This is a genomic window from Metabacillus idriensis (assembly GCF_009674765.1).
In the GTDB taxonomy this organism is placed as follows: Bacteria; Bacillota; Bacilli; order Bacillales; family Bacillaceae; genus Bacillus_P; species Bacillus_P idriensis.
In genome coordinates this window covers 936,325-954,956 of the sequence record NZ_WKKF01000001.1, presented here as the reverse complement: position 1 = coordinate 954,956, position 18,632 = coordinate 936,325, and the positions used below count along the sequence as shown (strand labels likewise).

Here is an 18,632-nt window from a genome sequence, read left to right as displayed (position 1 = left end):
ATTGAAAGGGTTCTGGCACTTATTTATTTTACTGACATTGTTTGTGTTTCTATTAGCGGGGTGCACAAGTGAACAGGATGCTGTATCAGGCACTGAGCCGAAAGCTTCTGAAGAAAAAAAAGAAGAAACGGCTGGTGATGCTGTTTCAGGCAGCAACGAAATACCTGAAGCCGTACAAAAGCCGCTCAAAATAGCAGCGATTATGCAGATGTCTATTGGAACGTTTTCTTCTCAATACATCTCTGGTGTTCAAGAGCAAGTCGAAAAATTCGGCGGATCTGTACAAATATACAACGCAGATAACGACTTATCAAAAATGGCTACATATGTAGAAACAGCTATTACGCAAAACGTGGATGCCATCTTAATCGACCACGGCCGTGCAGACGCCCTTCAAGGCCCTGTTGAAAAAGCTGTTGCTAAAGGCATTCCTGTTGTAGCCTTTGACAGTGACATCAATGCAGATGGCGTAACTGTCATTGACCAGGACGATTACAGCCTTGCCTGGAAATCACTTAAAACATTAGCTGAAGACTTAAACGGCGAAGGTGAAATCGTTACGGTTTGGGTCGCAGGCTTTACGCCAATGGAAAGACGCCACACCATCTATGAAGCGTTCAAACAGCGCTATCCAAACATCAAAGAAGTGGCGAAATTCGGAACAGCAAGCGCCAATACAGCTTTAGACACCCAAACACAAATGGAAGCCATCTTGAAAAAGTATCCGAACAAAGGCGATATTGACGCGGTCTTTGCCGCATGGGATGAGTTTGCAAAAGGTGCCACTCGTGCCATCAAGCAGGCCGGGCGTGATGAAATTAAAGTGTACGGAATTGACTTAAGTGATGAAGACCTTGAACTGATGCAGCAGGAAAACAGCCCTTGGACTGCAACTGCAGCAACGGATCCTGCCGAAGTCGGACGCGTACAGGTCCGCTTTGCATATCAAAAGATTGCAGGAGAAGAAACACCTAACATTTATTCCCTTGAACCGCATCTTGTTGAAGGATCAGCGCTTCCTGAGCAATCTATTAAAATGGACTCTCTCTCAGAATATGTGCAAGGATGGGGCACATCCACTGTCGCCACATCACCTTGGATGAAAACACTTGAAACGAAGGGGGAATAAACATGGGCTCCCTCATCATGAATGACATCTATAAATCCTTTGGTGAAGCAGCCGTCTTAAAAGGCGTTTCTTTCACTGTCAAAAAAGGAGAAGTTCATGCGCTGCTTGGCATGAATGGCGCAGGCAAAAGCACGCTGATGAAGATCCTGTCGGGCGATTACAAACCAGATCAGGGGACCATTTCCATACACGGGAAAGAAACTGTCTTTCAGCATCCATCAGACGCTAAAAAAGCTGGAATCGGGTTTGTTGTCCAGGAAGTGGACACTGCCCTCTTCCCTACTCTCACAGTCTATGAAAACGTGGCAAACATCCCTGATCAAAAGTCAGCAGCCATATCTTACAGAAAGCTGAAAGCGGACGCAGAGGCCGTTTTGCAGCGGGTCGGCCTCAGGATCAATGTCAGCAAGCTGGTTCAGGATTGCACGCTTCAGGAAAAGCAGCTGATTTTACTTGCCAAAACCCTTTCTGCATCTGCAAACTACATCATTTTAGATGAGCCGACAGCTCCTCTAAGTAATACAGAAACCAGCATTCTTTTTACCATCATCAGGCAGCTGCGCGCAGAAGGTACAGCGATTATCTATATCTCTCATAAGCTCTCAGAAGTAAAAGAAATCTGTGACAGAGTGACCATTTTACGGGATGGAAGCGTTGTTCACAGCGGTGATGCCGCGGACATTGAAATTGCAGAGATCGTCAGGCATATGATTGGCTCCGCTTTTCAAATTGAGAAGAGAAAAACGGGCAAGACATTCGAAAAACCCTTATTTCTTGCAGAAGGTGTAGTGATTGAGAAGTTCGGCAGCAAACTAAGCTTCACTGTCCATGAAGGAGAGATTGTCGGAGTAGCAGGTCTAGCAGGCGCTGGAAAAACAGAGCTTGCTGAAGCTTTATATGGTTTAAGCTCCACGAAAGCTTTGATTGAACTTAGAGGGAAACGGGTTAAACTCACCTCCCCTGCAGCCGCCATTCAATCAGGCATTTGCCTGATTCCTGAAGAGAGAAGAAAACAGGGATTGTTTGTTCATGAACCTGTATCGGTGAATTTATCGATCCAGTCGCTCGGCTCCATCACAAAGAACCTGTGGATTTCAAAGCAGAAGGAACAAGCTTTAGCAAGCCGGCTGATCAGCCGGTTAAATATTTCAGCTGCCTCCCCTTCCATTTCCACAAGTCTGCTGAGCGGAGGTAATCAGCAAAAGGTTGTGATCGGAAAATGGCTTAATACCGATTCCTCACTCTTTCTTTTTGATGAACCGACAAAAGGGATTGATGTCGGCGCCAAAAAAGAAGTCTTCCAGCTGATTCAGCAGCTTGCGGCTGAAGGAAAAGGAATTGTCTATTTTTCAGGTGAATGGGAGGAACTGCTGGAAGTAGCCGACCGCATCATTGTTTTAAATAAAGGCAAAGTGGCCAAAGTCCTCACACACGAGGAAGCAACGATAGAAAAGCTCATTTATTATGCATCAGGAGGTGAAGATGATGGAGGAAGCCATCGTCATCAAGACAAAAAAACAAAGGAGCATTCTGCCCTTTCTGTATAAGCACGGCACTATGCTCGTCATTTTAGCTGTTACCATCTACTTCAGCATCGCAGTGGACGAATTTTTAACGTATTCAAATTTCAGTGACATCCTGCGGTCGATTTCAATTGTCACATTTGTTGCAATTGGCATTACCTTTTCGCTGATTGTTGATGGATTTGATTTATCTGTAGGGTCTACTGTCAGTCTTGCCACGATTGGAAGTGCGGCTGCACTGGTTTTATTCAGACAGGAATTGCTTGTCGCGCTGCTTGTCCCAATCGTAATCGGAATCGTAGTCGGATTAATCAATTCTTTTTTAGTTGTAAAAGTAAAGCTTCCTGATCTGCTCGCAACACTTGCAGTCATGTATATCGTAAACGGGATTCATTTGACGTACACAAAAGGCTACTCAATTTACAACAGCATGCCTCTTGAAGGCGGCGGAACCGCGACCGGGAAGTTTATTCCCTCGTTTCTTTTCATCGGACAGGGCAGCCTGTTTTCAATTCCCTTTTCAGCTCTGCTGATGATCATAACTGTCATTCTAGTTCACTTGTTTTTGCAGTATACAAAGCCCGGCCGGCTGTTTTATATGACCGGCGGAAACCGGGAAGCTGCAAGACTCTCAGGAATACCTGTTAATCGTTACCGGACATATGCCTATGTGCTGAGCGGGGTTTTTGCAGCGATCGCAGGAATTATCCTTGCATCAAGGATTGGAACAGGGCAGGTTTCAGCCGGTGCTCCCCTATTGATGGACGGTGTGGCTGCTGCGTTTATTGGCATTTCCGTCTTTGGAGCAGGCAAGCCAAATGTCATCGGCACGTTCTTCGGCGCCATCCTCATCGGCATATTACTAAACGGCTTAACCATGCTGAACGTTCCTTATTATGCTCAGGACATCATTAAAGGGGCCATTTTGGTTGGTGCGCTGGCATTGTCTCATTTACAGAAAAAGTAGAGCGTTCATCGCTCTACTTTATTTTTTTCTTAAGCTGTTTTCGCAAAGATTGTTGTTTTCATGATAAATGTTGTCCGTTTCTTTCCGCTCCAGGAACTTGCTTTCCGCGGTCCGGGTGGGAGCCCTCCTCAGCTTCGCTTCCGGGGTCTCCCATTTCCCTCTACGTTCCCGAAGGAGTCAAGTTTATCCGCTGCAATCCACTTAGGGTCTTTAATATCTAGTTTTAAAGCAACAAAGTTTACGAAAATAGCCTTTTCTTATAATGATAGATTGGTCTATTCTCATGCATTCCTTCTTTAAAAGCGGTATACCCCATCCGCTGCCAAAATAAATTGCCGCGATCATTATTTGTCAGCACCCCGAGCCTGACTTCGCTGAAGCCTTCCGCGGCAAGGAGTTCCTCTTCTGCTGTTTCATAGGCAAGCTTCGCAAGTCCCTTGCCCTGAAAATTTCGGTGAATGATAAACAAGCCAATCCACGGTTTCCCGTCATTCGGATTCAGCGGGCAATATTCAATGATGCCTATGATTTGATTCTCATGTTTAATCATAAACCGTTTTGCATCAACTGCTTTTCCTTCTTCGCGTTCTTTCTGTAACTCTTCTTCCGTTAGATGAGGTTTCCCGCATGAAATAAGATTAAAATCCGGATTGGAATTCATGATTTCAATTTCAGCAGGAAGGTGTTCTTGTTCTCTTGGCTCCAGTTTGATCATCCCATCCGCTCCTATTCAATTTTCGCCCATAATTCTTTAGGATTCAATTCGTAAATGGAGTTTTCCCGATACATGATGTGATTGACGATAAACTCTCTTCGAATCGTCGCAAAATCCTCATGAAATCTTTTAATGTATTCATTGATCTCTTTTTCCGGGTATTTCTTCCCTGCCTCAAATCCCTTTGCTAAATGATAAAGAACAATCAGCCTTCTTTTCCGCTGCGGCGGAATGGTTTTCAGCTTGCCGTCCTTCGTTAAGTAATTCCCAAGTATCTTTGTATGCTCTGCTGTTTTTTCCTGATTCACTTCAAGCTCCCCTTTGCCTGTTACAATTTCCATCATGCCAAGTGACAGCTGCTGCAGCAGTTTTTCATTCACCTGAAAATAGATGGTGTTTTTAACCCGTTTTTCAGAAATCAGGCTGATTTCTCTAAGCTTTGTTAAATGGTGTGTAATGGTCGGCGGTGTCAGTCCGAGAATACCTGAAAGCGTCTGACCGTTTTTGGGACCTTTGGATAAAAGGGCCAGAATACGGATCCTGGTCGCATCTCCCATAACTTTATGAAACGTGACGAGTTTGTTCAGCTGCATTGTTTCCCCTCCGATTAGACGATTATCTAATTAGATGATAATCGAATTGTTAAATAGTTGTCAATTGAATAATTGGAATTTTTTATATTTTTTCAGGCAAAACTCATGAGTTGAACAATTTACAACAAAAAATGCCCAATTCCAAATGGAATGGGCATGCAATCCTTACAGCTTCGTCCGTATATCCCAAAGCTCCGGAAAAAAACGATGGTCGAGCACCTTCTTTAAATACGTGACACCTGATGATCCGCCTGTTCCTTTTTTGAAGCCGATGATGCGTTCTACTGTTTTCATGTGCCTGAAGCGCCATTGCTGCAGCCAGTCTTCGATATCAATCAATTTTTCAGCAAGTTCGTATAAGTCCCAGTACGCCTCTGGGCTGCGGTACACTTCAAGCCACGCAGCCTCAACTGCCTGATCACCTTTGTATGTAACGGTTACGTCCCTGTTCAGTGTTTCATCAGGAATGGGAAGGCCCGCTGCTGCCAATGCTTGAATCGATACGTCATAGATACTTGGCTTATGGAGCGCTTCAGACAGCGTTTGGTGCAAATCAGGATCTTTTTTATAGATGTCCAATACATGTGTGGTTTTGTAGCCCAATGCAAATTCAATCATCCGGTATTGATGAGACTGGAAGCCTGATGCTTGTCCGAGCTTGTCGCGGAACTGGACATATTCTGATGGTGTTAAGGTTGATAGAACGTCCCAGGCTTCAATGATTTGAGATTGGATTTTTGATACGCGCGCAAGCATTTTAAAGGCCATCGATAATTCCCCTTTTTCAATGGCTTCAATGCTTGCGCTCAGTTCATGAAGGATCAGTTTCATCCACAGCTCGCTTACTTGATGAATGATGATAAACAGCATTTCATCATGATGGCCAGACAATCGCTTCTGGCTGCTGAGCAGCGGTTCTAATTGAAGATACTCCCCGTATGTCATTCGATTGATAAAATCTGTGTGTATCCCCTTTTCGTCTTTTGGATCTTTCATTTTATCTCCCCCTCACAGCAAAAGAGCTCAGACTGCTGCTGAACTCCTCTATTTCTTGCTCAATATCGTTTTTTTCTGCTCTTCCGTAATCACATTCATTTTTGAAAATAAATCAGCATAGAATGCGAGTTTATTTGGACGTTTCCACACTCTCATCACACACCTTTTTTGCCCCGGGGCAACTTTTTTAACTATACTAAATAATATGTCGCGCGGGTAAGTATGTGACAAGCAAATTAAGAATGATAGGAAATTTTTTCAAGGTCAAGCAGAACTGCTTTTAAATCCGTCTTTGTGCCTGCATATCCTGTCAGCATTCCTTTAGCTCCAATCACGCGGTGACAGGGGATGAAGATTGGCAGGGAATTTTTCTTGTTGGCCTGTCCTACTGCCCGGACCGCTTTTGGGTTGCCGATTTTAACAGCAACATCAAGGTAAGTCCGTGACTCACCAAAAGGAATCTCTGAAAGAGCGGACCACACTTGTTCTTGAAAAGCCGTCCCTTCCTGCTTGAATGGCAGCTGAAAAGAGGTTCTTCCTCCTTCGAAATATTCGGATAATTGTTTTTTTGCTTCCTTTAATAAATGATGCTCATCTGACTGCTGCATTGGGTGTTTGAGCAAATGTTCTTCAAATTGTTCTTCTATAAGGAACACCCTTGTAATAAAGTGATCATCTGCTGTTACGATTACTTTGCCAATTGGTGTGTGAACTGCTGTGTATGAGTGCATATGGATTCCTCTCACATGGTTTGTCTGATCGGCAGTGTGATGTGAAACGCTGTACCATTTCCGACTTTGCTTTCAACCTCCACTTTGCCGCAATGCTCTTCAATAATTTTATAACTGACCATTAAACCAAGGCCAGTTCCTCTGTCTTTTGTAGTATAGAACGGTTCTCCAAGACGCTTGATTTTATCTTCAGGAATTCCGGATCCTTCATCAATAATTGAGACTTGAAGTTCATTTTCATTTTTCATCATAATATCTACTTGAATCGTGCCTCCGCTTGGCATCACTTCAATCGCATTTTTCAAGATATTAATAAATACTTGTTTCAGCTGGTTTGGCTCACAATAAACAAGCGGGACTGACCCATTATGATTCAATTGGATCTGTACATTTACAAGGATTGCCTGGGCATTCAGAAGTTCAATCGTTTCCTTCATAATGGTGACCACTTCTTTTTCCTGATAAGAGATTGCCTGGGGCTTTGCAAGGATCAAAAACTCGGTAATGATGGATTCAATCCTGCTCAGCTCAGATGTTATGACATTAAAGTACATCGAAAAATCTTCTTTGACATTCGCTTCAAGAAGCTGAATAAATCCCTTTAAAGCCGTCATCGGATTGCGGATTTCATGAGCAATTCCGGCTGCGAGTTCTCCTACGACACTAAGTGTATCTGATTTGCGAAGCCGTTCTTCCAATTCTTTCTTTTCTGTAATGTCGCGGAAGATCGCAAGATTCATGTTTTCAATAATGTTCCGCTTTAATGAAAACTCAAGGATTTTTTCTTTATTATTTTGAAGCTTAAACGGGATTTCCTCTGTTGTTTCATCGATAAAATACATCGAATTCCCTTCTATTTTATCGTGGGAAATCAGCTCGTGCAGGTTATATTTATGAATCTCGCCTAGCGGAATTTCAAGGATATGGCTTGCTGTTGGATTCGCGTCGATAATCGTGTAGCTGTCATCAATCAGCACAATGCCGTCCATCGCACCGTTAAAAATCTTCCTGAACTTCTGTTCGCTTTCGCGGAGCTCTTTTTCCATGCGCTTACGATCGCTGACATTCCTTAGAATCGTTAAATGATGGCCATCTGTCACGTCCATTTTTGATGTGAATTCAAGCTGTTTGCATTGTCCGTTTGGCATGTAAAACAATAATTCCTCTCGAATAGCGCCTTTTCGCACATATTCTTTTTTAGCGGCTCTGAACTTCAGATCGCTTAAGTCCATAAAGTCGTATATACTGCTGCTGATTAAATTCTCTATCGATAATTCAAAGGTCCGGCAGGCAGACTGATTGGCACTGATGATTCTGCCGTCATTGTTCCAGATAATGATGGCATCGATTGCATTCTCAAAGATCTCCCTGAAGCGTTCCTCGCTCTTAAAGAGCTTCATTTCCATATTCCGTTTATCGGTAATATCCCTCATAATCGCCATATTAAATCCGCTCAGCACATTTGAGGTTGAGGTGAATTCAAACACTTTTTTTCTTCCTGACTGAAGGAGAACGGGCATTTCGCCTTTGGCACGGCCTCCCTCGTTCAGGATCGACCACAGCTTATCAAGCTTAAACTGATTTTCCCCTTCAATAAAATCATCCAGTTTAAATGTACTCAGTTTGCTTTTGTCAATTTCAAAGTTTTGACAGAACGAACCGTTTGCATCAATAAACTGGCCGCTGCCGTCAAAAATGACAATGCCGTCTACAGCCCGGTGAAAAAGATCTTTAAAGAGCTGTTCATTGATTGTCCGTTCCCGCTCAAGCATTTTATTAGAGGAAATATCGCGCATTAACGCTAAATGCTTCGTTCCAAGTGCATTTTTCTGAATGGAAATCTCAACGAATTTCACTTGTCCATTGTCAAGCTTGATAATCAGTTCATCGGAGGTCTGGTCTTGATCCCTCAGTTCTTCCACCTGCTTATGAAGCTGCTGATGAGGAACTAGAGATAAAAAATCGCACATTTTCCGCTTCTGCATTTCTTTTTTTGTCAGTTGAAAAAGGAGGCATGCTGATTTATTGCAATCTATAAAATGAAATGACTCATCAATAATAATGATGGCTTCCATTGCACTTTCAAAGACGATTTCATGTTGACGGCTGTTTTCCAGAAGGCGTTTGTTTTCCAATTCCAGCAACTTAATCTGTTCCTGCAGTGATGTGATTTCACATTTATTGATAACTTGGCTCATGCTATTTTTCGCTCCTTGCCGCCGGGCAAATTTTCATCCTTTTTAAATTCAACATGAAACTGAATTGTCCTTCATCATTTTCTGTTAAGTGACAATTTTACTCCATAGTACCTACACAAACAATTCAATTCAGACAAAAAATGCAAATATTTTAACATTTTACATATACCTTACATGTTCTTTACAATCCTTTTAAAATGGCTTATATTCCAACCTGGCTGTTTTAAACTCTTTGTAAGATGGGTAAAAGGGTAACAAAGACTGCTTGTGGGGAAACTAAACTCGGGAGCCTCTTATGACTTCTGTGAAAATGGGTGATTGTATGAAAAATCGTGAGAGCTATTTCGATAATGCGAAGTTTATTCTGATCATACTTGTTGTGTTTGGTCATGTAATTCGCTCATTTATTGATGATAATGAATTTATGCTGAATGTTTATAAGTTTTTGTATACCTTTCATATGCCGGCCTTTATTTTAATATCAGGGTTCTTTGCTAAAGGATACAACAAAAAGGGCTATGTGCAGAAAATCTTTAAAAAACTGATTATCCCTTATTTGATCTTTCAGGGAATTTACTCTGTGTATTACTTCTTAGTGGAATCCGGAAACACGCTTGCTGTTGATCCATTTGATCCGCACTGGTCGCTGTGGTTCCTTATGAGTTTATTCTTTTGGAATTTGTTCTTATTTGCTTACACTAAACTCGATAAGCGACTGGCGATGCTGATTGCAATCGGACTTGGAGTAGCGATCGGCTATGTTGATTCAGCCAGCAATTACTTGAGTGTATCGAGAACATTTGTGTTCTTCCCGCTCTTTTTAGCTGGATTCTATCTTGATAAATCACATTTTAAGAAATTAACAACGGCGAAGGTTCGTTTAGCATCCATTGCATTATTGCTTGTAACGTTTATTGCCTATTTCAATCTTGATTTTGATTATGAATGGCTGTTCGGATCAAAGCCCTATTCTGCAGTAAGCAATGCAGATGCGGCTGATGCATTTATCCGATTAGGATTCTACAGTCTGACATTTATTCTGACATTCAGTTTTCTGTCCCTGATACCGAAGAGAAACTTTTTCTTCACTCATTGGGGAACAAGAACATTCTATGTTTATCTGCTGCACGGTTTCATTGTCAAATCGTTCAGAAACAGCGATGCTCTTGAATGGCTTAAGGATTATCAGAGCGTCACACTGATTATTCTCCTGTCCATTCTGTTAACGTTTATCTTATCAACAAACTTTGTCAAAACTGTGACACAGCCGATTATTGAACTGAAGGCTACGAATTTAAAGAAATACTTTAAGAACAGAGAAGAAAAGGTTCAATATCGATAAAAAAGCGCAACATCTCTTATAACAAAGCTGTTTTCGAATAAATTGTTGTTTTTGATTATAAATATTGTCCGTTGCTTTCCGCTTCAGGAACTTGCTTTCCGCGGGGAGGGTGGGAGCCTCCTCGGCTATGCCTCCGGGGTCTCCCATCTCCCTCTATTTCCCGCAGGAGTCAAGTTCCTTCCGCTACAATCCACTTATGGTTTTAAACATATAGTCTAAAAGCAACAATGTTTACGAAAAGAGCTTTTAACAAAGATTCAAACCATCACCATCACCGGTGATGGTTTTTTCCATGTTTTATACTCTCCTTCTTTTATGGCTAAAATGTGATAGAATAGATTGATTCAAAAATTAAGGTAGAAGTGGTGTTTTAAATGAAAGTTGTACTGAGTACATTAAATGCAAAATATATCCATACCAGTCTTGCCCTCCGCTGTCTAAAAGCACATGCACAGCCGGAATTCGATGTGACGCTTGCTGAGTATACGATTAAAGATCCTGCTATGAATGTTGTAACAGATCTTTTCCGCATGCAGCCTGATGTTGTCGGTTTCAGCTGCTATATATGGAACATAGAAGAAACAATCAAGATTATTAAAATGATGAAAAAAATAAATCCATCGCTCATTATTCTTCTTGGCGGTCCTGAAGTAACATACGATACAAGAGAATGGATGGAACAGATTCCCGAGGTCGACCATATCGTGATCGGTGAAGGTGAAGAAACATTTAAACAGTTTCTAAAAGAGCTGCAGGCCGAACAAAACTTTAAAAACGTAAGCGGAATTGCCTATAGAGAAAATGGCAGCATTATGATTAATCCGCAGCGAAATAAAATCAATCTGGCTGAACTCGCCTCTCCCTTCCGTTTCGAAGAAGATATTCCCCACCTCTCAAAGCGCGTCACTTATATTGAAACGAGCAGAGGATGCCCTTTCAGCTGTCAGTTCTGTCTTTCATCGATCGAAGTGGGTGTACGTTATTTTGATCGCGAAAAAGTAAAAGACGACATTCGTTACTTGATGAAAAACGGAGCAAAAACGATTAAATTTGTTGACCGTACGTTTAATATCAGCAGAAGCTACGCAATGGAGATGTTCCAATTTTTAATTGATGAGCATCTGCCGGGAACGGTGTTTCAGTTTGAAATAACTGCTGACATCATGCGCCCTGAAGTCATTCAATTTTTAAACGATAACGCTCCTAAAGGATTGTTCCGTTTTGAAATCGGCGTACAGTCTACAAATGACGCAACGAATGATCTTGTGATGAGACGCCAGAACTTCAGCAAACTGACACGTACCGTCACGATGGTAAAAGAAGGCGGAAAAATTGATCAGCATCTGGATTTAATTGCAGGTCTTCCCGAAGAAGATTACACGTCATTCCGTAAAACCTTTAATGATGTGTTTGAAATGCGTCCTGAAGAAATGCAGCTTGGATTCCTGAAAATGCTGCGCGGAACAGGTTTGCGTCTCCGTGCTGCTGATCATGATTACGTCTATATGGATCACTCTCCATATGAGATTTTGAAAAACAATGTGCTCCCGTTTGAGGACATTGTGAAGATTAAACAGGTTGAGGATGTTTTGGAGAAGTATTGGAACGACCATCGCATGGATGCTACGATTGAATATTTAATTAAAGATGTCTTTGATACTCCATTTGACTTCTTTCAGGCATTCGGAACGTATTGGGACGAGCAGGGCTGGGTCCGCATCGGTCATCAGCTTGAAGACTTATTTAAACGGCTTTATACCTTCCTGTCCTCTCGTTATAAAGAGCAGGCAGCTATTGCTGAAGGCTTTATGAAGTTTGATTACCTGTCTTCTCAAAAACATAAACCGCGCAAACCGTGGTGGGATGATATGCTGTCAAAAACAGAAAGAAGCAAGCTCTATCAAACCATCCTCTCAAATCCGGGCCTGCTTGGCGAAGAATTTGAAAAGAAAGCATTTGCTGAAAAAGACTTATATAAGCATACTGTGCTTGATAAAGTGCCGTTCCAGCTTGATGCCTATTTGAGAACGGGCGAGCTGATCAAAGGAGAGAGCATTGTCCTTGTGCATTACGATCCAATCACGCTGAAGACGACTCCTTACGCAGTGACAGAACGAAAACTTGAAGATAAAGTTAGTTAACACGAAAAGCGGAACCAGATGCACAAGCATCAGCGGTTCCGCTTTTCTTTTCCCCTTAACTCTCTTGCTTGTCGCTTTTTTTGCATGACTTTGCTTTTTTCTCTGCAAATGCATCTATAAATTTGGCTGAGTTGTAATCGCCCATTTCGGTTCCAAACTCTTCTTCAAGGAGACTTGGCTCCATCGGCTTTTTATGCTGTTCGCTGTGTGCGCTTTTGTTTGTTTTCTTTGTCATGAAAATGAACCTCCGGAGCGCCCTTTGCTTCCATTTTTGCTGTTGCGGTTTGCGCCTTTAGCCGGATTTTCCTGACTATATACAGCCTCGCTTGAGAATTCCGTATCAGGCAGGCTTTCTTTCGGTGTGAAATTGTTTTTTAGCGCTTGATCTCTTGCAGCTTTTCTTTTCATGAAAATCCCCCTCAGGCAGATGTGTGAGAATTCCTCACTACATTTAGTGTGAACCTTACGTTTCATCTTATGAGAGGGAAAACGAGTCAATTATGGTCTTGTTTGTGCTGATAAGCGATGAGAACGATTTCTTCGCCTGTTTCAGCGCGAAGCTCATTTTCCATTTTCTTCACTTTTTCCAAGTACTCCTCCTGAAGCATAGCGACTGGAAATTCCTGATTCATGATGATCACTCCTTTTTTAGTAGCATAGCCATAGGCATTCTTTCATATCCGGGCTTTTAAAAGAACATACTAAAAATGGAGGTGAACAGGATGAGCAAAAAAGATGAGTATTCTTTAGACGATACCCTTCCCCATCAAGCCAGTGCCCCGTCATGGAAAGGCACAGGAATCAGCATGCAAAAGCCCTTCATCAACGAGCACGGTGTTGTCATTGGAGACAGTTTTTATAACTCCAGACAATCTCCCTTAAACCAATGGAGTGATGAGGTCGATCCTGCGATTATGGCAGGCGATCAATGGGTTCACCCAACAAACGACATCGGCTGGAATACTAGTGAGAACCGTGAGCTGATTGAAAGCAAAAAAAAGCCCGAGGGCTTTCCTTTTACGCATCCGGATAAAGATGCAGGATATGGACAGGATTGACTAGCCATCCTTTGGAAATAAGTCGAAGCGTATTTTTGCTTCGGCTTAATGTTAATTAATTTTATCAAGCTTACCCGCTAGTACATCTGATAATTCAGGTCCCATTTTAATCAGTTCCGTTTGTTTAAACCCCTTAAATCCGTCACCGCCCGAAGCAAGGTAGTTGCTTGTTGCGACGGTATAAGTGCGGTGATCCTGAATCAATTCTCCCCGTGTGTTCTTTATATCACTGATTCTTTCACCGTGTGGCGCATTTCGATTGATGGAATAGGTGATTCCCTCTATTTGTAGTAAATTTTCAGCTTTTAAAGCCCACTGCTGTTCAAGGATTGTTTTTACTTCTTTACCGGTCATTTTAACCTTTACTGCGTAATGGTGAAAAGGAAGCGCGGCTATAACCTGCTGCTTTGTTATCTTTCCTGCTTTTAAACTCTCTCGTATACCGCCATGGTGGACCATGGAGATCTTTGTGTTCATATCCTCATTCAGCGCGCCTGCTATGAAGGCTGCTAAAGGAGACTCACCCTGATCATTCTTCTTTCTGGAAAGGTTTTGAGGAAGACTTCCAACAGGAGTGCTGTATTCTTCTCCAATCCTATCCTCAAATTTCTTAATCAGTTGAAGGGCAGATTGGTCAGGCTTGACGGTATTATGGTCCGTTAAGACAATTTCAGCCTCTTTTTGAACGATCTCTTTCTTTTTGCGGTCAATCGTTAATGTCACGTCTGATAGAGCTTTACCGTACGAGTAGCTTTGAACGATCAGCTTGTTATCTACAACCGTATTGGCATGCTGATGACTGTGCGCTCCGAAGATCACATCGACTTCATCACTGATGTTTGGCGCCATCTCGGTTAAAGCTTCGCCTGCATTCTCCCCGTTTTCATCTGAATTTGCTCCCACATGCGCTAGAACGACGATGGATTTTACCCCTTTTTTATTTAATTGTTCAACTGTTTGATTGATAGCTTCTGTTTCATCAATGATTTCAATTTGATCTTGATTTTCCGGCAGCAGAAATTGATTCGTTTCTGTCGTGACGACACCGATAAATCCAATTCTGACACCATCTATTTCTTTTATTGAATAGGCGGGAAACATCGGTTTTCCTGTTTTTTTATTGATGACATTTGCTGAAATATAATCCGAATGAGTGCCTTTAAAGAAACCTGTTTTAGGATGGAATCCTCCGCTTACAAGCCTCATGAGTTCGTCTGCTCCCTGGTCAAATTCGTGGTTTCCGGGAGTGCCGACATCTACACGGAGCTGATTTAAGAATTCTGCGGTCGGTTCATCTTGAAAAAGAGAAGAAATGGGAGGACTTCCGCCTGTCATATCGCCTGCATGAACAAGCATCGTGTGTTCGTGTTCCTGTCTAAGTCTGTTTACATGAGCAGATAAATATTCTGCTCCGCCAACTTTTTTTCCAGAAAGCACAGAATGCGTATTCAGCTGCCCATGCAAATCATTCATGCCAAGCAAATGAATCTCCGAAAGCTGATTTTCACCTGTACCGGCGCGTCCCTGACTCCCGCCATACACTGATGCAAGAAAAAGGATAAACACGACTAAAAAGAACATGGATGCCATTTTTACAGTATGCTTCAAATCTGCTTCCCTCCTTTTGATGCTTCTAACGTAGCACGCCAGAATGAAGGGCATCTAAAGTTCAGGTAAAGGATTATTAATTTTTGTAAAGACAATGAAAAAAGGAATCGAATCCATTCCTTTTCGTGCGATTCTGCGTCATTTTCCTCTGTTCAACTGCTATGAAATCCTTTACAATAGGATACCTGAGCCTATAAAGGTATCCATTCAATCAATTCCAAAATCTAACATCCCACATATCAGGTAAAAGCAAGTATACTAGTAGTCAGTTCCAATGTTTTAGAAATGAGGGTTTACTATGCGTTCAGATAAACATCTGCAAAAGAAAAAAAGCGGCAAAAAGAGAGTCCTGATCTTTTTCTCTATCTTTACTCTTCTGTTTGCGGGACTTAGCTGGTTCGCCTACGATCAATTTCTCTCAGGCGTAAATAAAACCGCAGCAGAATCAAACATAAAAAAGAAGGAATATTCCTTCAATGGCCAAAAAGATGAAAATGGAAACACAAATGTTCTTGTGCTTGGCAGTGATTCAAGAGGAGAAAAACATCCGCGCACAGATACAATCATGATTGCTCAATACAATGAAAAAACAAATAAACCAAAGCTGCTTTCGATTATGCGGGATTCCTAAGTGGAAATTCCGGGTCACGGCCAGAATAAAATAAATGCCGCTTTTGCCATCGGCGGTCCGGACCTGCTGCGCAAAACCATAAAGCATAATTTTGATATCGATATTCAGCATTATGCAATCATTGACTTTAAAGGATTCGAAAGCATGATTGATACAGCCTTTCCAGAAGGCGTAGAAATAAATGTCGAGCAGCAAATGTCAGAAAAAATCGGTGTAACGATAGAACCTGGACTGCAAAAGCTTGACGGAGAGCACTTATTAGGATACGTGCGCTACCGCGGCGGAGCCGACAGTGACTTCGGCAGAGTAAGGCGACAGCAGGAAGTGATGAATCTGTTAATGAAAGATATGCTTACTGTAGAGGGCGTAACAAAACTCCCTAAACTGGCTGGAGTCATCACACCTTATATTAATACCAATGTGGATACGTCCACTGGGATTTTCATTGCAAAAGACATGATTACCAATAAATCCGATTTGGAAACAATGCGCATTCCCGTTGACGGCACCTTTGAAAATGCACGATATGACGGAGCAGGATCTGTGTTGGATCTAAATATTGAGGAAAATAGAGAAGCGATTCGAACGTTTATGAATTCATGAAAAAAAGCTATTGCCGCTGGCAATAGCTTTTTTTCAATATGAGAGGTTCACTATAGGCAAATCACTTACAATCGTAACTGTATTTTTCAGAACCGCCAATAACAGAATTTTTACAGTTTTTGGTGACAATAGCTGCTCTTTGAGTACCTAAAACACCTATTTTGCTCGCTTTAGGGTACCATACAGTCTATTTAATATTACATTCACTTCAGATAGCTTGAAAATACATTTTTGACCTTTGGAACGACGTAATGACTGCCTCCTCGGTCTTTTACGTCCTCAATCATCATCGTAATTAATAGTTCAGGGTTCTCAGTGTTCATTCCGACAAACCAGCCATTTTCTTTCCCGACCTCTTCCTTAGTCGTTTTCAGCTCCGCGGTTCCTGTTTTGCCGGCAAGCTTGATATTCGGCAATTTCGGCTTGTGAGCTGTTCCGTTTGGATCTTCTACAACTTTGACCAAATCAGAGAAAATAATCGAGTTCTGCTCAGGGCTGATAATGCCTTCCTTCCAAATTTCAGGTGCAGGCTGTTCTTTTTTCTCCAGATACGGCTTCAGCATGCTGCCCTCGTTTAAAAAGACGGTATAGGCCGCTGTAAGATGCATAGGGCTCATCAGCACTTCCCCTTGTCCGTAGCCTGAGTCTGCCAGCAGAACTTCATTAGATGCTAAATCAGAATTTGAAACGGATGAAGCTGCAATTGGAAATGCATAATCAATATCTTCACTGAATCCAAATTCCTCTAAGCCCTTTTTAAAGGCTTCAGGTCCGATAGCTAAAGCTGCTTGTGCAAAATAAATATTATCGGATGAGACAAGTGCACGTTCTAAGTTTACAGATGAATACTTTTCTGAAACTCTCGTAATTGTATATTTGCCCCACTCAGGTCCTTTTTGCCATGTCAGGCCATTAATTTTCTTAACAGCTTCAGGATCAATGCTTCCGGTCTTTAACCCAACAGCTGCCGTAATAGGCTTAAATGTTGAACCAGGTGAAAAGGTTTTGTTAAATTTCGCGCTGAGCGGTTTTTGCGGATGTTCAGCTAGTATCTTGTAAGCCTCGCTAGACATTCCAAAAACAAAGGCATTGGGATTATAGGATGGACTGCTGACCATCGCCAGGGTTTCTCCTGTTTTAGGGTGGATAGCAACAGCAGTACCTGAGTCCCCTTTCAGCTGATCATACAGATGCTTTTGCAGGGAGGCATCAATGGTGACTGTGATATCTTCCCCATTTTCAGCAGGCGTTTCTGCAATCGTCTCATTGGAAGCTTCAATAAAGATTCTGTAGCCTGTCTTTCCTCTCAGGCGTTCCTCGTACACATATTCAAGGCCTGTCTTTCCGATTTGCGAGGTGCTTGTATAGCCTTTATCCTTTAGCTTCTCAAGCTGCTCAGCTGTTATGCTGCCGACATATCCGGACAGATGGGCAGAACTTTCTCCCTGCGGATAATATCTGCTGTTAACATCTGCTTTTTGAAAGCCCGGCAGTGAGGTGATTTTTATAAGAAGCTCCTTATTGGCAGGATCCACTTTCACAATTGGCACAGAAACATCAGGCTTGACCCAGTTGGCTGAGAGCTTCGCGTCGATGTCTTGGACGGTGAGATTCAGCAATTTAGCTGCTTCCGCTTTTACCTTTTCAGGCTCATCGCCAAGCTGCCCGGGAACAACTTGAATTTCAGGAACTTTTGTCTGTATGGCGATTCCTTTTCCGTTTTTATCAAAAATACTTCCCCGAAGCGGCTTTAGTTCAGAAACGCGGACTGCATCCCCTTCCTTCAGCTGAGGAAAAATCATTGCTGGATTCCATGCTAAAAACCAATTTTCTTCTTTATCCGTTTCTTCCTGGACAAAAACAGCATCCTGTTCAAACCCCACCGGACCTGCAATTGTCTCCATTTTTAATGCATATGGCAGAGAAGCTTTTTTCTCATCTCCCCTGTCTGCATCCTCTTCCGGTTTGGCATATGTAACATTCAAATTGCTGACTTCAATGGATTCATAGATTTTTTTATACCGGTCTGTAAACTCTTTTTCGGTCATTTTGCTTTTTGCGTCTGCTGATAAGAAATCGTACATCTCGTTAAATTTTTGCTTGTTCCACAGGCTGACATATTCCTGAAATCTCTCTTCAGGTGACGGCCCTTTTGAACAGCCGCCTAAAACGATAAGCAGCAGTACAATTGCAGCGAGTATAGGACTTTTCTTCACAATATCTGATCTCTCCCGTTTGTTGATACATTAAGTATAGCATAGACAAGGGATTATTTTCCTGAATGGTGCACATCCTTGAAACCATAAGGATAGCGCAGGCAGACAGATAAGGATCTGCCAGTAAAGGCGCTTTTTGCCTTTACTGGCGGAACCGTTCTGGCCGAGGAGTTGGGCGATG

Annotated in this window: 18 protein-coding genes; 8 read left to right on the top strand and 10 right to left on the bottom strand. The window is 42.2% G+C overall.

Translation table 11 applies throughout. From position 1 onward, the window contains the following. Position 1: 1 nt before the first annotated feature. From GJU41_RS04675 to GJU41_RS04665, 3 genes are read left to right on the top strand one after another with little or no spacing between them, the layout of a single operon-like run. Positions 2–1,129: a sugar ABC transporter substrate-binding protein gene (locus GJU41_RS04675; protein WP_070876009.1), complete on the top strand. Its 1,128-nt coding sequence runs from the start codon at positions 2–4 to the stop codon at positions 1,127–1,129. A 2-nt stretch (positions 1,130–1,131) separates the two neighbouring features. After that, complete coding sequence (locus GJU41_RS04670) at positions 1,132–2,676, top strand: sugar ABC transporter ATP-binding protein (protein ID WP_070876010.1); 1,545 nt, start codon at positions 1,132–1,134, stop codon at positions 2,674–2,676. Beyond that, on the top strand, positions 2,612–3,619 hold the full coding sequence (locus GJU41_RS04665; RefSeq protein ID WP_070876011.1) for an ABC transporter permease: 1,008 nt from the start codon (positions 2,612–2,614) through the stop codon (positions 3,617–3,619). The genes GJU41_RS04670 and GJU41_RS04665 overlap by 65 nt, the downstream gene beginning before the upstream one ends. 238 nt (positions 3,620–3,857) lie before the next feature. On the opposite strand, the gene GJU41_RS04660 is transcribed toward GJU41_RS04665, so the two are convergent. The 5 genes from GJU41_RS04660 to GJU41_RS04640 all read right to left on the bottom strand — a co-directional run bounded on the left by GJU41_RS04660 (position 3,858) and on the right by GJU41_RS04640 (position 8,852). Beyond that, positions 3,858–4,334, bottom strand: coding sequence for a GNAT family N-acetyltransferase (locus GJU41_RS04660; protein ID WP_070876012.1), 477 nt, complete (start codon positions 4,332–4,334; stop codon positions 3,858–3,860). A gap of 11 nt (positions 4,335–4,345) precedes the next feature. After that, positions 4,346–4,927, bottom strand: a complete 582-nt coding sequence (locus GJU41_RS04655) for a DUF2087 domain-containing protein (protein WP_070876013.1) — start codon at positions 4,925–4,927, stop codon at positions 4,346–4,348. Between the two features lie 165 nt (positions 4,928–5,092). Then, positions 5,093–5,923 carry a tryptophan 2,3-dioxygenase gene (gene kynA / locus GJU41_RS04650; protein WP_070876014.1) on the bottom strand — a complete coding sequence of 277 codons (831 nt, stop codon included), beginning with the start codon at positions 5,921–5,923 and terminating at the stop codon, positions 5,093–5,095. A 236-nt stretch (positions 5,924–6,159) separates the two neighbouring features. Continuing rightward, positions 6,160–6,654, bottom strand: a complete 495-nt coding sequence (locus tag GJU41_RS04645; RefSeq protein WP_154318092.1) for a methylated-DNA--[protein]-cysteine S-methyltransferase — start codon at positions 6,652–6,654, stop codon at positions 6,160–6,162. Positions 6,655–6,665: 11 nt separating this feature from the next. Then, positions 6,666–8,852 carry a PAS domain-containing sensor histidine kinase gene (locus tag GJU41_RS04640; protein WP_070876016.1) on the bottom strand — a complete coding sequence of 729 codons (2,187 nt, stop codon included), beginning with the start codon at positions 8,850–8,852 and terminating at the stop codon, positions 6,666–6,668. A 295-nt stretch (positions 8,853–9,147) separates the two neighbouring features. Here GJU41_RS04640 and GJU41_RS04635 point away from each other — a divergent pair, with 295 nt between their 5' ends. Beyond that, a complete protein-coding gene (locus tag GJU41_RS04635; protein ID WP_083328162.1) occupies positions 9,148–10,194 on the top strand; it encodes an acyltransferase family protein in 1,047 nt (348 codons plus the stop codon). A 374-nt stretch (positions 10,195–10,568) separates the two neighbouring features. Then, the gene (locus GJU41_RS04630) at positions 10,569–12,335 is read left to right on the top strand and encodes a B12-binding domain-containing radical SAM protein (protein WP_154318091.1); all 1,767 of its coding nucleotides are present in this window, start codon (positions 10,569–10,571) and stop codon (positions 12,333–12,335) included. A 55-nt stretch (positions 12,336–12,390) separates the two neighbouring features. Here GJU41_RS04630 and GJU41_RS04625 read toward each other — a convergent pair whose 3' ends face one another. From GJU41_RS04625 to GJU41_RS24600, 3 genes are all read right to left on the bottom strand, one after another. After that, a complete protein-coding gene (locus tag GJU41_RS04625; protein ID WP_070876018.1) occupies positions 12,391–12,570 on the bottom strand; it encodes a hypothetical protein in 180 nt (59 codons plus the stop codon). Then, complete coding sequence (locus tag GJU41_RS24605) at positions 12,567–12,743, bottom strand: hypothetical protein (protein ID WP_165970940.1); 177 nt, start codon at positions 12,741–12,743, stop codon at positions 12,567–12,569. The genes GJU41_RS04625 and GJU41_RS24605 overlap by 4 nt, the downstream gene beginning before the upstream one ends. An 86-nt stretch (positions 12,744–12,829) precedes the next feature. After that, a complete protein-coding gene (locus GJU41_RS24600) occupies positions 12,830–12,967 on the bottom strand; it encodes a hypothetical protein (protein WP_170292721.1) in 138 nt (45 codons plus the stop codon). Positions 12,968–13,057: 90 nt separating this feature from the next. Between GJU41_RS24600 and GJU41_RS04620 the strand changes: the two genes are divergently transcribed. After that, complete coding sequence (locus GJU41_RS04620; protein WP_070876019.1) at positions 13,058–13,393, top strand: DUF3905 domain-containing protein; 336 nt, start codon at positions 13,058–13,060, stop codon at positions 13,391–13,393. A gap of 51 nt (positions 13,394–13,444) precedes the next feature. On the opposite strand, the gene GJU41_RS04615 is transcribed toward GJU41_RS04620, so the two are convergent. Continuing rightward, positions 13,445–15,001 (bottom strand): bifunctional metallophosphatase/5'-nucleotidase, encoded by a 1,557-nt coding sequence (locus GJU41_RS04615; RefSeq protein WP_170292720.1) that lies wholly within the window; start codon positions 14,999–15,001, stop codon positions 13,445–13,447. A gap of 298 nt (positions 15,002–15,299) precedes the next feature. Here GJU41_RS04615 and GJU41_RS25165 point away from each other — a divergent pair, with 298 nt between their 5' ends. Beyond that, complete coding sequence (locus GJU41_RS25165; protein WP_282958522.1) at positions 15,300–15,632, top strand: LCP family glycopolymer transferase; 333 nt, start codon at positions 15,300–15,302, stop codon at positions 15,630–15,632. Further along, a complete protein-coding gene (locus tag GJU41_RS25160; protein ID WP_318185277.1) occupies positions 15,633–16,235 on the top strand; it encodes an LCP family protein in 603 nt (200 codons plus the stop codon). It abuts the gene before it with no gap. A gap of 203 nt (positions 16,236–16,438) precedes the next feature. Here the strand turns inward: GJU41_RS25160 and GJU41_RS04605 are convergent, their stop codons facing one another. Continuing rightward, on the bottom strand, positions 16,439–18,454 hold the full coding sequence (locus GJU41_RS04605; RefSeq protein WP_170292750.1) for a penicillin-binding transpeptidase domain-containing protein: 2,016 nt from the start codon (positions 18,452–18,454) through the stop codon (positions 16,439–16,441). Positions 18,455–18,632 lie beyond the last annotated feature (178 nt).